Here is a 13,720-nt window from a genome sequence, read left to right as displayed (position 1 = left end):
AAGAACACCCGGCAGCCCGCCCCCACTGGAGTACGCGCCATGCCCATCTCGGTCGTCCTGTTCACCTCCGACCTGCGGGTCCACGACCATCCGCCGCTGCGCGCCGCCGTCAAGGGCGCGGACGCCGTCGTGCCGCTCTTCGTCCGTGACCCGGCGATCGACGGCCACGACGACATGGGGCCGAACCGCGCGGCGTTCCTCGCCGACTGCCTGGCCGACCTCGACCGACGGCTGCGGGACCGCGGCGGCAGGCTCGTGGTGCGCACCGGCGACCCCGTCGAGGAGGCCCGCGCCGTCGCCGAGGAGACGGACGCCGCGGACGTGCACATGGCGGGCGGGGTCAGCCGGTACGCGCACGCCCGCGAACGGCGGCTGCGCGAGGCGCTGGAGCAGGACGGCAGGAGCCTGCACGTCCACGACGCCGTGGTCACCGCGCTCGCACCCGGAGAGGTGACCCCCACGGGCTCCGACCACTTCGCCGTCTTCACCCCGTACTTCCGCCGCTGGTCCGCGCAGGAACCCCGGGCCGTCCTCGCCGCCCCGCGCGCCGTGCGCGTCCCCGACCGGATCCGCTCCGAGCCGCTGCCCGACCGGGACGCCCTGTCCGACCTCTCGCCGGGGCTCGCCCGGGGCGGCGAGGGCGTCGGCCGCGCCCGCTGGAAGAAGTGGCTGCGCGCCGGCGACGACGGCATCGACGGGTACGAGGAGCACCACGACGACCTGGCGGGCGACGTCACCTCGAAACTCTCGCCGCATCTGCACTTCGGCACGCTGTCCGTCACCGAACTGGTCCGCGACGCCCGCGCCCGGACGGGCCGGGGAGCCGAGGCCTTCGTGCGGCAACTGTGCTGGCGCGACTTCCACCACCAGGTGCTCGCCGCGCGACCGCGGGCGGCCACCGCCGACTACCGTACGCGCGACGACCGTTGGCGCTCGGCAGAGGCGGCACGGGAGGACATCCGCGCGTGGCAGGAGGGGCGCACGGGCTACCCGATCGTCGACGCCGCGATGCGCCAGCTCCGTCACGAGGGGTGGATGCACAACCGCGGCAGGCTGCTGACCGCGAGCTTCCTCGCCAAGACGCTCTACGTCGACTGGCGCATCGGAGCCCGGCACTTCCGGCGGCTCCTGGTCGACGGCGACGTCGCCAACAACCAGCTCAACTGGCAGTGGGTGGCGGGAACCGGCACGGACAGCCGCCCCAACCGGGTGCTCAACCCCGTGACCCAGGCCAAGCGGTACGACCCGGACGGATCGTACGTACGCCGCTGGGTCCCCGAGCTCGCGGACCTGAAGGGCGCGGCGATCCACGAGCCGTGGAAGCTGCCCGCGAAGGAGCGCGAGCGCTACGACTATCCCGAACGGCTCCTCGAACTGGCCGACGGGCTCAGCCGGTTCAAGCAGGCGCGCGGCATCGAGTGAGCGCGCGGGGCCTCAGGCCGCGCTGATCCGCTCCACCAGGGCCAGTGCCGTCTCCAGCGGGTCGGCCCCCGGCTGCGGTGTCGGGGGCCGGCCGATCAGCGGCCGTTCGGTGCAGCCCGTGTCCAGGTGCGGCGGACGGAAGTCGACGACCGCGACGGATCGCGGCGCGAGTTCGCCGGCCAGTACGCCGAGCCAGCCGCTCAACGCCGCCTTGGAAGCGGCGTAGTCGGCGGTGCCCGGCCGTTCCGCCTGGTCGCCGGTGATCGCCAGCAGGAACCCCTTGTCGGCGACCACCGGGGCCGCGCCCCGCAACACGGCCATCGGGCACAGGGCGTTGACCGTCAGCAAGTGGCCCGCCGCCGCGTTCGACACGTCCTCGACGGCGCCGAACCCCGCCGCCCCGACCGCCACCAGGACCCCGTCGAGCCCCGACAGGACCCGCTGCGCCCACGGGCCGAGGGCGGTGCACTGGTCCAGGTCGCACGCCTCGAAGCTGCGGGCGGGACAGTCGCCGAGGTCCTGGGCCAGCGCGGCGAGACGTACCGGATTGCGCCCCGCCAGGGCCACTTCGGCGCCACGTTCCGCGAGGGCACAGGCGGTGAGGCCACCGAGGACGCCGGTGGCGCCGACCACCAGGACGCGGGCGCCGGAGATTTCCATGCTCTGCCTCCCGGGAGCGCGAGACACCGTGCCGCGTACTCCTCGTACACGGGCCGGAGTTGACCCCACAGTGGTGACATTCCGTGAGAGACGCCAACCCGCAGCGCTTGTGCGTCGTATCGTCGCGGGATGGGTGCGACACGGCAGGCGGAATCCACCGGGCGGTCCGGCGGGGCCGACGCGGGGCTGGCCACGGGCGCCGTCGCCCGCAGACTCGGCGTCGCGCCGACCACGCTGCGCTCGTGGGAGCGGCGGTACGGGATCGGTCCCGCCCGCCGCGAGCAGGGCAGGCACCGCCGCTGGAGCCCCGAGGACGTCGGCCGGGTGGAGGAGATGTGCCGGCTTACCGGCCTCGGCGTGCCGCCGGCCGAGGCCGCGCGGCTGGCCCTGACCGAGACCGCGGCCACGGTGCCGCGCTCCCGTCCCGCGAGCGACCCGGGCACGCTCTCCCTCGGCACCGTCCGCCAGGAGTGCCGCGGCCTGGCCCGGGCGGCGGTGCGGCTCGACGCCCCCGCCGTCGAGTCACAGCTCCGGGCCGCGCTGAGCGCGTACGGCTTCACCACGGGCTGGGAGGAGGTCATGGCGCCGGCCCTGCACGCCATCGGGCGCAAGTGGGCCTCGTGCGGCGAGCGGTACGTGGAGGTCGAGCACCTGCTCTCCTGGCACGTCTCGTCCGCTCTGCGCCGCACTCCGGACGCCCCGGCCCGCGTGGTGTCCCCGCGCCGGTCCGCGCCGGTGCCGACCGCTCCGGTGCTGCTCGCCTGCGTACCCGGCGAACAGCACACCCTCGCGCTGGAGGCCCTCACCGCGGTGCTCGGCGAACGGGGCCTGCCCACCAGGATGTTCGGCGCCGCGCTCCCCGCGGAGGCGCTGTACGAGGCGGTGCGGCGCATCGGGCCCTCGGCCGTGGTCCTCTGGGCCCACTCGCGCAACACCGCCGACCGGGCCCTGGTGCACCTCGTCACGGAGACCGAGTGGGGGGTGCGGGGCGCCCGGGCCCGTCCCGCCGTGCTGGTCGCGGGGCCGGGGTGGGCGACGGGGGCGGGGGCGTACGCGCCGGGGGTCGGGCGGCTGACCGGACTGCGGACGGCCGCGGACCGGATCGAGGCGCTCCTCGCGGGATGAGCGGGATGAGCGGGAGGAGCACGGGCACCGCGTATCCGGGGCCGGGGGTGCCGCAATGGCGGAGTTAGGCGCCGCACACGAGGGGTACCGATCACGGGCGCTGTGCGCACGAGCCGCGGCGGGCGCTGGGAGGCAGGCGTGGACTCACAGGTGGACCGGATCGCGGAGCCCTGGGGAGCCCGCACCCCGTACGGGCGGCACGAGCCGTGGCCCGCGCGCGTGGACACCTGCCTGGCGGACGGCGTCACGCCGGACGACGTGCAGCGCTGGGTGCAGACGGCGTCGATCCTGCACTCCGACGGCGACGCCATGGACGTCGCCGTCGTGGACGGCCGCATGGCGGGCGTGCGGGGCCGGGCGCAGGACCGCGTCAACCACGGCCGGCTCGGGCCCAAGGACCTCTTCGCCTGGCAGGCCAACGCCGCACCCGACCGCCTCACGCGCCCGCTCGTCCGACACGAGGGCCGCCTCGTGGAGTGCGACTGGGACACCGCGATGGAGCGCGTCGTCTCCCGCTCGCGGACACTCCTGTCCGACCGGGGACCGGGGTCGATCGGCTTCTACACCAGCGGCCAGCTCTTCCTGGAGGAGTACTACACGCTCGCGGTCCTGGCCCGGGCCGGCATCGGCACCAACCATCTGGACGGCAACACCCGGCTGTGCACCTCCACCGCCGCCGAGGCGCTGAAGGAGTCCTTCGGCAGCGACGGACAGCCCGGCTGCTACGACGACATCGACCACGCCGACGTGATCGCGCTGTTCGGCCACAACATCGCCGAGACCCAGCCCGTGCAGTGGATGCGCGTCCTGGACCGGCTGGCGGGCGGCGATCCGCCCCGCCTGGTGTGCGTCGACCCCCGGCCCACCCAGGTGGCCCGCAGGGCGGCCGTCCACCTGGCCCCGCGCCTGGGCACCAACCTCGCCCTGCTCAACGCCCTCCTGCACGAGATCATCCGCACCGACCGGGTGGACCACGACTACATCGAGGCCCACACGGTCGGCTTCGAGGAACTGTCGGCCCGGGTGGCGACGTGCACGCCGGCCTGGGCGGCGGAGATCTGCGACGTGCCCGCCGCGCGCATCGGGGAGGCCGCGGAGCTGCTCGGGACGGCGGACCGGCTGCTGTCCACCGTGCTGCAGGGCGTCTACCAGTCCCACCAGGCCACCGCGGCCGCCGTGCAGGTCAACAACCTGCACCTGATCCGCGGCATGCTCGGCAGGCCCGGCGCGGGCCTCCTGCAGATGAACGGCCAGCCCACCGCCCAGAACACCCGCGAGTGCGGCGCCAACGGTGATCTGCCGGGTTTTCGCAACTGGCAGAACGACGCGCACGTCGCCGACCTGGCGCGCGTGTGGAACGTGGAGCCGAGGACCATCCCGCACTACGCGCCGCCCACCCACGCGATGCAGATGTTCCGCTACGCCGAGCAGGGCTCGATCCGCATGCTGTGGATCAGCGGGACCAACCCGGCCGTATCGCTGCCGGAACTGTCCCGGATCCGTTCGATTTTGGGGCAGGAGCGGCTCTTCGTGGTCGTCCAGGACCTGTTCCTGACCGAGACCGCCCAGCTGGCCGACGTGGTGCTCCCGGCCGCCACCTGGGGGGAGAAGACCGGCACGTTCACCAACGCCGACCGGACGGTGCACCTGTCCGACAAGGCGGTCGAACCGCCCGGCGAGGCCCGGCCGGACCTGGACATCTTCCTCGACTACGCCGCCAGGATGGACTTCCGCGACAAGGACGGCGGGCCACTGATCACGTGGGACGGCCCCGAGACGGCGTTCGAGGCGTGGAAACGGTGCAGCGCGGGCCGCCCGTGCGACTACACCGGCCTCAGCCACGACAAGCTCCGGGGCGAGAGCGGCATCCAGTGGCCCTGCGACGACCGGGCTCCCGACGGCACCGAGCGCCTCTACACCGACGGCATTGCCTGGGCCCACCCCGACACCTGTGAGTCCTACGGCAAGGACCTCGTCACCGGCGCGGCACAGGAGCCGGTGGAGTACCGCTCGCTGAATCCGGACGGCAAGGCCCTGCTCAAGGCGGCCGCGTACCTCCCGCCGCACGAACTGCCCGACGAGACGTACCCGTTCCAGCTGACCACCGGCCGGACCGTCTACCACTTCCACACCCGCACCAAGACCGGCCGCACACCCCAGCTCAACGCCGCCGCCCCCGACGTGTGGGTGGAGGCATCCGCTCAGGACGCCACCGCGCTCGGACTCGGCGAAGGTGACCTGGTGGAGGTCCGCACGCCCCGCGGCGCCCTGAGCGGTCGGCTGCGCGTCACGGACATCCGCGCGGGACTGCTCTTCGTCCCGTTCCACTACGGCTACTGGGACACGGAGGCCGGCTACCGCCCCGACGAGGACACCCCGGGACGGGCGGCGAACGAGACGACCATCACCGACTGGGACCCGGTCTCCAAGCAACCGCTGTTCAAGACCGCCGCGGCCGCGCTGCACCTCCTGGAACGAGGCGACGGCACCTGCTCCCCGGCCCCGACCACCACCGCCTCCGCCCCCGCGTCGGGCCCCGGCGCCGCGACGGTACCGGCCACGACAGGAGGCCCGTCCGCACGCGTCACCCACACGACCGGGCCCACAGCGGGCACCTCTGGAAAGGAGAGCCGGTGAACGGCGTCGCCCTTGCCCTGCGGGTCCTCCACCACGGTGAGAAGCACCTGGCCGGGCAGCTGACCACGGTGGCCCGGCGCCACCACACGGAGCACGAGGTCCACCACGTCGCCCTGGACCTCGCCGACTGGTCCCGCGCGCACGCCGCGCGCCTGGCCGACACCGCCGACCACTACGGCGCGGACCTGGGCAAGCACTCCGCCCCGTCCCTCCCGCACCTGCTGTCCACCCTCACGGAGAAGGCGTCCGACGCGGTGGCGCACCGTCCCGAACCCGGGCTGCTGCTCCTGCGCGATCTGCGGGAACTCCACCTCGCCGCCGCGGAGAACTCCCTGCACTGGGAGATGCTCGCCCAGGTCGCACAGGCCACCAAGGACGACGACCTGCTCGGCCTGGCCTCGGAGTGCCACCCCGAGACCCTGCGGCAGATGCGCTGGACGAACACCCTGATCAAGACCCTGTCCCCGCAGATCCTGTCCAGCCTGTGACCCGCGTGGGGCGGCGCGGGTTCGCGCCGCCCCCGTAATTCGGCGGCCCCTACCTCAGCGCCGCCCCTTCACCTCAGGCCTTCGCCGGGAACCGGTCCCAGACGCGGTGCTCGGCCAGCAGCGAGGTGATCTCCCGCAGCACCGCCGCGCCGTCGTCGGCCACCACCACTCCCGGGGACGCGGCCGGCACGCCTGCCGCCTCCAGGGCCGACTGCGCCCCGTTCCAGCCGCCGATGGCCTTGCCGTGCCGGTACGCCTCGGAGACCAGGAGCAGCACCCGCGGGTCGGTGACCTCGGTCCGCAGCTCGTCCGCCTTGGCGTCCCGCGCGCCGTACGCGTCCGCTCCCGGCCGGGGCGTTCCGCCCAGCAGGACCGCGTCGAACTCGATCGACCTCGCGGTGGTGAACGTCCGCTGCACGGTGACCGGTTCGCCCTGCCGGTCGTCGAGCTTGCCGCCCGTGGCCGCGATCACCAGCGGAACCATGCCCGCGTCCAGGACGGCCTGCCGTACGGCCCGCAGACCGGTGAGGTCGTCCGCCGCGTCGGCCACGATGCCGATGATGCGGCCGTCCGTCGGCCAGCTGCGGCCGAGTTGGGAGAGCGCGGGACTCGGGTCGACCGACGCGAGCGGCTCGGTGGCGTCGGGCGCGGGGAGTCCGAGGCCGGTCGCGACCTCCTGGCACAGCTCCGGGTCGATGTTGGCCAGGACCTTCAACGCCCGTTCCTTGATGGCCTGTTCGTAGCACTTGTTCAGCTCGAAGGTGTACGCGGCGATGATGTGCTCGCGCTCCACCGGCGACATGCTCAGCCAGAACCTGCGCGGCTGGCTGAAGTGGTCGGCGAACGAGGCGGGCGCCCGGCGCACCTTGGGCCCGGCCTCGACCCGTGTCGGCACCTCCACGAAGGCCGAGACGTCCTCGCCGGCGAAGAACGGGCAGCCGCCGTCGAGGGAGTTGGGCTTGTAGGGCGCGGTCCCGGCGTGCACCGCCGTCTGGTGCATGCCGTCGCGCAGCATGTCGTTGACGGGGGCGTGCGGGCGGTTGATGGGCAGCTGGCCGAAGTTGGGGCCGCCGAGCCGGGAGATCTGCGTGTCCAGGTAGGAGAAGAGCCGGCCGGTCAGCAGCGGATCGTCCGTGACGTCGATGCCCGGGACGAGGTGGCCGGGGTGGAAGGCGACCTGTTCGGTCTGCGCGAAGTAGTTCACCGGGTTCGCGTTCAGCGTGAGCAGCCCGATGGGCTGGACGGGGGCCAGCTCCTCGGGGACCAGATTGGTCGGGTCGAGCAGATCGATGCCCTCGAAGACCTGCTCCGGGGTGTCGGGGAAGACCTGGACGCCCAGCTCCCACTGCGGGTACGCGCCCGCCTCGATCGCGTCCGCGAGGTCGCGGCGGTGGAAGTCCGGGTCCATGCCCGCGGTGATCTGGGCCTCCTCCCACACCTGCGAGTGCACGCCGAGCCGCGGCTTCCAGTGGAACTTCGCCAGCGTGGTCGCCCCCTCGGCGTCGACGAGGCGGAAGGTGTGGACGCCAAAGCCCTCCATCATCCGGTACGAGCGCGGAATGCCGCGGTCGGACATGTTCCACAGGGTGTGGTGGGCGGCCTCGGTGTGCAGGGTGACGAAGTCCCAGAACGTGTCGTGCGCGCTCTGCGCCTGCGGGATCTCCCGGTCGGGGTGCGGCTTGCCCGCGTGGATGACGTCGGGGAACTTGATGGCGTCCTGGATGAAGAACACCGGGATGTTGTTGCCGACCAGGTCGAACGTGCCCTCGTCGGTGTAGAACTTCGTCGCGAACCCGCGCGTGTCCCGCACGGTGTCGGCGGAGCCGCGCGAACCGAGGACCGTGGAGAACCGTACGAAGACCTCCGTCTCGGCGCCCTTCGCGAGGAACGCCGCCTTCGTGATCTTCGCGGCGGTGCCGTAGGCCTGGAACACCCCGTGGGCGGCGGCCCCGCGCGCGTGGACCACCCGCTCCGGGATGCGCTCGTGGTCGAAGTGCGTGATCTTCTCGCGCAGATGGTGGTCCTGGAGCAGGGTCGGGCCCCGCTCGCCGGCCTTCAGCGAGTGGTCCGTGTCGTACAGCCGGGCGCCCTGCGCGGTGGTGAGGTAGGCCTCCCGCTGGGCCACCACCTCCTGGTCGACGCCGGTGTCCGCGCCGGTCGGGCTGACCGTGGCCGGGCCCTTCTGGTCCGGTTTGGGCGGCAGCGGGCCGCGTACCCGGGTCGGCTCCTCGACCTGCACGGGCTCCGGCGCGGGACGGCCGGGGATGTCCGGGGCGCCGCCGCCTCCGTCGGGGCGCAGTGCGTCGGCCACTTTCTCGGCGGCCTCCTTCACCGGGTTGCTCTTCGGACCTTCGCTGGAGCTGGACGTGGCCACTTCGTTCCCTTCGGTCGGAACCGTTCGGTGAGCTGGGACAGAGCTGCGGGCTGACGAGTACGCCCAAAACGTCGGACGGGTCCCGGTGGCGAGACATACCCCGGCCCGAGCGGGGCCCACCGAGGGACGGAGCCGTTCAACTCCGATGGCGCGCCGTGCAACTCCGATGGCGCACCCCGCCCTGCCGTCGTCGGCGGGATACGGCGGGATACGGCGGGATACGGCGGGATACGGCGGGTCGGCCGGGCTCAGTCCGTGGACAGGGCCTCGATCAGGCGACCGGCCGCGGGGTCGTCCAGGGCACGGGCCGCGTCGGCCAGGGCGACCATGCCGACGAGGGCGGTGCCGTCGATCACCGGCAGACGTCGGACCTTGTGTTCGGCCATGGTCGCGAAGACCGCGTCCGCGTCGTCGTCCGCGCCGATCGTCACGGCCTCGCCCTGTGCGAGGGTGCCCGTCTCCACCTCGGCCGGATCGAGCCCCGCGCCGAGGACCTTCACCACGATGTCGCGGTCGGTCACGACGCCGACGAGACGGTTGTTCTCGCCGCAGATGGGCAGGGCACCCACCCCCAGCTCCGTCAGCTTGCGGGCCGCGTCCAGGGCGCTGTCGTGGGCCCGTACGCACTCCGCGCCGCCGGTCATGAGGTCGCGTGCCGTCTTGGTGGCCATGAGGAATCGCCGTCCCATCCGTGCTGTGAAGGGTGTCCGATGTGGTTCCAGGGGCCCGGAGGCCGTCGGTGCCGGGTGACCGGGTGCGAAGCCGGTGAAACAGATGAATCGCCACGCGTTCGGATGAGGCGTGAGATCCGGTCATGACGCCTCTCGCTCAGGGTGCGCCCGATCGCCTTCTCCCGCAGGTCCGTTGTCGCCCGGAATGCGCGACATGCCGATGCGTCGGAAGCTGGAGGCGAGTGCCCGGACCCGCGCCCGAGGAGTTGGTCATGCCCAGTACGCCCCCGGCCATGGCGCCTCAAGAGATCCGGATCGCGTCGGTGCCCGCGGGCCACGTGTACGTACGGCACTGCTCCGTCCCCGGGTCCGACGGCGTCACACGCCTGGCGGACCCCCGGCCGAACGGGGCGCCCAGCACCTCGCAACGCTGGTGGCCGCCGGTGATGCTGCAGCCGGAGTGGGTCGGCGCCCACCACCAGGACTTCGACGTCTTCCACCTGCACTTCGGGTTCGACGCCCAGAGCCCCGCGCAGTTGGCGGAACTCGTGGACGCCCTGCGGCGGCACGGGAAACCGCTCGTCTACACGGTGCACGACCTCCGCAATCCCCATCAGACCGATCCCGCCACCCATGACGCGGCCCTGGACGTCCTCGTCCCGGCCGCCCGGCGGCTCATCACCCTCACCCCCGGCGCGGCACACACCATCAGCCGCCGGTGGGGCCGCACGGCGACCGTCCTGCCCCACCCCCATGTGGTCGGCCTGCCGAGGATGGCCCGGGCCAGACCGCGGCGCGACCGGTTCCGGGTGGGCGTGCACGCCAAGAGCCTGCGGCCGAACATGTCCGTCCTGCCCGTCGTACGCGTGCTCGCCGAGACGGTGGCAGAGCTGCCCGACGCGGAGCTCCAGGTCAACATGCACCGCGACGTCGCCGACCCCGCGTCCCCGGCCCACCACTCGGAGCTCGTCCGGGAAGTGCGCGACCTGGCCGACCGGAACCGGCTCACCCTCGTCGTCCACGACTACTACGACGACGCGCAGCTCTGGGACTACCTCACGTCCCTGGACCTGTCGGTGCTGCCCTACGTGTTCGGCACGCACTCCGGATGGCTGGAGGCCTGCCACGACCTGGGCACCGCCGTCGCGGCCCCCGACTGCGGGTTCTACGCCGAGCAGCGCCCCTGCCACACGTACAAACACTCACAGGACGGCGGCCTGGACGCGGAGTCCCTGCGCACGGCGGTGCTGGCCGCCCACGCGGACCGGCCGGGCCCCCGGGCCGACCCGGACCGGCGCACGAGAGAGCGGGCCGACATCGCCGCGGCGCACCGCTCCCTCTACGCGGACGCCCTGCGATGACAGGCCTGCGCGTAGCGCTCATCGCCTCCGCGAGCCATCCCATCACCGAGCCGTTCGCGGGCGGACTCGAAGCACACACCTGGGGGCTGGCGCACGCGCTGAGACGCCGGGGGCACGAGGTGGAACTCTTCGCGGCGCCGGGCTCCGACCCGGCGCTCGAGGCCCGCGAACTGCCCGTGCGCAAGGTCGTGCTGAGCTCCACGGCCCGCGGGGACGCGAGCATGCCGGCCGACGGCTGGATGGAGGAGCACCACGCCTATCTGAGCCTCATGCTCGACCTTGCCCGGGACGGCGAGAAGCGGTTCGACGTCGTGCACAACAACAGCCTCCACTACCTCCCCGTCGCCATGGCCCCGGCCGTGCGGATCCCGGTGATCACCACGCTCCACACCCCGCCCACCCCCTGGCTGGAGTCCGCCATCCAGACGCACGAGGCCTGCCCGGTGCTCTTCACGGCCGTCAGCGAGTTCACCGCGTCCGCCTGGCACCCCGTGGTCCCCGCCGCACGCGTCGTGCGCAACGGGATCGACACGGCCTTCTGGCAGCCGGGTCCTGGCGGCAGCGAGCTGGTCTGGTCCGGACGCCTGGTGCCGGAGAAGGCGCCCCACCTCGCGATACGCGCCGCCCGCGCGGCCGGTGTGCCGCTGCGGATCGCGGGGCCGATCTCCGACGAGCGGTACTTCGACGAGCAGGTCGCACCGTTGCTCGGAGACGGCATCGCGCACGTCGGCCACCTGGACCGGCACGCCCTCGCGCAGCTCCTCGCGACGTCGGCCGCCGCCCTGGTCACCCCCAGCTGGGACGAGCCCTACGGTCTGGTCGTGGCCGAGGCCCTGGCCTGCGGCACACCCGTCTGCGGCTTCGACCGCGGGGCCCTCGCGGAGATCCTCACCCCCGACTGCGGACGCCTCGCACCGCCCGGCGACGTCCGTGCCCTCGCCGCGCTCATCCCGCGCGTCATGGAACTCGACCGCCGGGACGCCCGCCGCAGGGCCGAGGACTTCTGCGCGCTCGACCGCACCGCCGACGCCTACACCTCCCTGTACGAGGAGGTGGCACGGTGATCGGCTATTACGTCCACCACCAGGGGCGGGGCCACCTGCACCGCGCCCAGTGCATCGCGGCCCGCGTCGACGGACCGGTCACCCTGCTGTCCTCCCTGCCCCGGCCCGACGAATGGCGGGGGCCGTGGGTCTCCCTGCCCGAGGACGCCACCCACGACCCGCTCGACCCCACCGCCCGCGGCCGGCTGCACTGGGTGCCGCTGCACCACCGGGGCCACCGGGAGCGCATGGGGATCATCGCCGACTGGATCAGACGGGAGACTCCGTCCCTGTTCGTCAGCGACGTGTCGGTGGAGGCGGCGGCGATGGCACGGCTCATGGGCATCCCGCTCGTCGTGGCCGCCATGCGCGGCGAGCGGCAAGACCCCGCGCACCGTCTCGGATACGACCTCGCGGACGCCCTCATCGCCCCCTGGCCGCACTCCCTGCCGGAGCCGGGCTGGCCCGCCCACTGGCGCGACAAGACCGTGCACACCGGCAGCATCTCGCGGTACGACGGACGCCCCCGCCCCCCGTCGGACGGCGCTCCGCGCGGCAACGAAGTGGTCGTCATGTTCGGCGCGGGCGGCACCTGTTGGAGCGACGCGCGTCTGCGCGAGGCGCAGCGGGCCACCCCCGACTGGACGTGGACCGTCCTGGGCGGACCCCGGGCGGCCTGGCTCGACGACCCCTGGCCCGTGCTCTGCCGGGCCCGCCTCGTGATCACCCACGCGGGACAGAACGCCGTCGCGGAGTGCGCCGCCGCCCGGGTGCCCACGCTCGTCATCCCGCAGGACCGCCCCTACCGGGAGCAGCACGCCACGGCGCACGCCCTGCGCGCGGCCGGTCTGGCGACCGTACGGGAGGACTGGCCCTCCGCACGCGAATGGCCCGCGCTCCTGTCGAGTGCGGCCGCATGGCCGGACCGCTGGGACGAGTGGTCCCACGGCGACGGGGCCCAGCGGGCGGCGCGGCTGCTCACCGACCTGGCGTCCCGCACACCGGCGTCCCGCGTATCGGCGTCCCACACATCGCCGTCCCGCGCATCGGCCTCCCACAAACCGCCGTCCCGCACACCAGGGCAGGACGCATGCGGACCGCGGTGATCACGCCGGCCGCAGGCCGGCACCCGCATCTGCTGCTCCAGCAGGACGGCCTCGCCCGCGGCAAGCGCCGCCCCGACCAGTACGTGATCGTCTCCATGGCCGACCCGGACATCGGCCCGCTGATCAAGGGCCGGGACCCCGCGGCTGCCGTCGTCCCCATCCCGCTGGCCGAGGGCAGGATGCCGCTGGCCGCCGCCCGCAACGCGGGGGCCGCACACGCCCTCGCCGCCGGTGCGGAGCTGCTGGTCTTCCTCGACGTGGACTGCGTGCCCGGACCCACCCTGCTCGACGGCTACGCCCGCGCGGCCGAGGACGGCGCGCTCCTGTGCGGGACCGTCACCTACCTGCCGCCCGCACCGCCCGGCGGCTACCGGCTGGACGACCTGGACACCCTGGCCGAGCCGCACCCCGCGCGCCCGGCGCCCGCCGAAGGAACGGTGGTGCGCGGGGGAGACCCGAACCTGTTCTGGTCGCTGTCGTTCGCCCTCACCGCGGCGACCTGGAACCGCGTCGGCGGCTTCTGCGAGGACTACACCGGATACGGCGCCGAGGACACCGACTTCGCCACCACCGCCGCACGGCGCGGCGTCGACCTCTGGTGGGTGGGCGGCGCCCCGGCGTTCCACCAGCACCACCCGACACGGACGCCCCCCGTCCAGCACCTCGACGACATCCTGCGCAACGGCGCCCTCTACAGGCGACGGTGGGGCGTCTGGCCGATGGAGGGGTGGCTGCGCGCCTTCGAGGCCCGCGGTCTGGTGACGTACGACCGGGCCGCCGACGCCTGGCACCGGACGCGGGCGGACCGCCCGTGAGCGGCCGCCGGGGCGCGC

At 73.6% G+C, this 13,720-nt stretch carries 11 protein-coding genes; 8 read left to right on the top strand and 3 right to left on the bottom strand.

Annotated elements, in window-relative coordinates:
• Positions 1–39 precede the first annotated feature (39 nt).
• Entirely contained in the window at positions 40–1,422 is a 1,383-nt protein-coding gene (locus tag ACZ6CV_RS33600) for a cryptochrome/photolyase family protein (RefSeq protein WP_469255199.1), read from the top strand.
• A 12-nt stretch (positions 1,423–1,434) separates the two neighbouring features.
• Here ACZ6CV_RS33600 and ACZ6CV_RS33595 read toward each other — a convergent pair whose 3' ends face one another.
• Positions 1,435–2,082: an SDR family NAD(P)-dependent oxidoreductase gene (locus tag ACZ6CV_RS33595; RefSeq protein WP_469255197.1), complete on the bottom strand. Its 648-nt coding sequence runs from the start codon at positions 2,080–2,082 to the stop codon at positions 1,435–1,437.
• 129 nt (positions 2,083–2,211) lie between these two features.
• On the opposite strand from ACZ6CV_RS33595, the gene ACZ6CV_RS33590 reads away from it, so the two are divergent.
• The 3 genes from ACZ6CV_RS33590 to ACZ6CV_RS33580 all read left to right on the top strand — a co-directional run bounded on the left by ACZ6CV_RS33590 (position 2,212) and on the right by ACZ6CV_RS33580 (position 6,332).
• Complete coding sequence (locus ACZ6CV_RS33590; protein WP_469255195.1) at positions 2,212–3,207, top strand: MerR family transcriptional regulator; 996 nt, start codon at positions 2,212–2,214, stop codon at positions 3,205–3,207.
• 138 nt (positions 3,208–3,345) lie between these two features.
• Positions 3,346–5,844 (top strand): molybdopterin oxidoreductase family protein, encoded by a 2,499-nt coding sequence (locus ACZ6CV_RS33585; protein ID WP_469255194.1) that lies wholly within the window; start codon positions 3,346–3,348, stop codon positions 5,842–5,844.
• A complete protein-coding gene (locus tag ACZ6CV_RS33580; protein ID WP_469255193.1) occupies positions 5,841–6,332 on the top strand; it encodes a hypothetical protein in 492 nt (163 codons plus the stop codon). The genes ACZ6CV_RS33585 and ACZ6CV_RS33580 overlap by 4 nt, the downstream gene beginning before the upstream one ends.
• A 73-nt stretch (positions 6,333–6,405) precedes the next feature.
• Here ACZ6CV_RS33580 and ACZ6CV_RS33575 read toward each other — a convergent pair whose 3' ends face one another.
• Both ACZ6CV_RS33575 and ACZ6CV_RS33570 read right to left on the bottom strand, forming a co-directional pair.
• Positions 6,406–8,706 carry a catalase gene (locus ACZ6CV_RS33575; protein WP_469255191.1) on the bottom strand — a complete coding sequence of 767 codons (2,301 nt, stop codon included), beginning with the start codon at positions 8,704–8,706 and terminating at the stop codon, positions 6,406–6,408.
• Between the two features lie 248 nt (positions 8,707–8,954).
• Positions 8,955–9,377 carry a CBS domain-containing protein gene (locus ACZ6CV_RS33570; RefSeq protein ID WP_469255189.1) on the bottom strand — a complete coding sequence of 141 codons (423 nt, stop codon included), beginning with the start codon at positions 9,375–9,377 and terminating at the stop codon, positions 8,955–8,957.
• A 272-nt stretch (positions 9,378–9,649) separates the two neighbouring features.
• Here ACZ6CV_RS33570 and ACZ6CV_RS33565 point away from each other — a divergent pair, with 272 nt between their 5' ends.
• From ACZ6CV_RS33565 to ACZ6CV_RS33550, 4 genes are read left to right on the top strand one after another with little or no spacing between them, the layout of a single operon-like run.
• Complete coding sequence (locus tag ACZ6CV_RS33565; protein WP_469255188.1) at positions 9,650–10,738, top strand: glycosyltransferase family protein; 1,089 nt, start codon at positions 9,650–9,652, stop codon at positions 10,736–10,738.
• The gene (locus ACZ6CV_RS33560) at positions 10,735–11,802 is read left to right on the top strand and encodes a glycosyltransferase (protein WP_469255186.1); all 1,068 of its coding nucleotides are present in this window, start codon (positions 10,735–10,737) and stop codon (positions 11,800–11,802) included. Before ACZ6CV_RS33565 ends, ACZ6CV_RS33560 begins: the two co-directional genes overlap by 4 nt.
• Positions 11,799–12,887, top strand: coding sequence for a glycosyltransferase (locus ACZ6CV_RS33555; RefSeq protein WP_469255184.1), 1,089 nt, complete (start codon positions 11,799–11,801; stop codon positions 12,885–12,887). The genes ACZ6CV_RS33560 and ACZ6CV_RS33555 overlap by 4 nt, the downstream gene beginning before the upstream one ends.
• A complete protein-coding gene (locus ACZ6CV_RS33550) occupies positions 12,872–13,702 on the top strand; it encodes a glycosyltransferase family 2 protein (RefSeq protein ID WP_469255182.1) in 831 nt (276 codons plus the stop codon). The genes ACZ6CV_RS33555 and ACZ6CV_RS33550 overlap by 16 nt, the downstream gene beginning before the upstream one ends.
• Positions 13,703–13,720 lie beyond the last annotated feature (18 nt).

The sequence above is a fragment of the Streptomyces sp. NPDC041713 genome (assembly GCF_055591085.1).
Note: the sequence above shows the minus strand (reverse complement) of the source record. Positions and strands in the feature narration are given on the sequence as shown.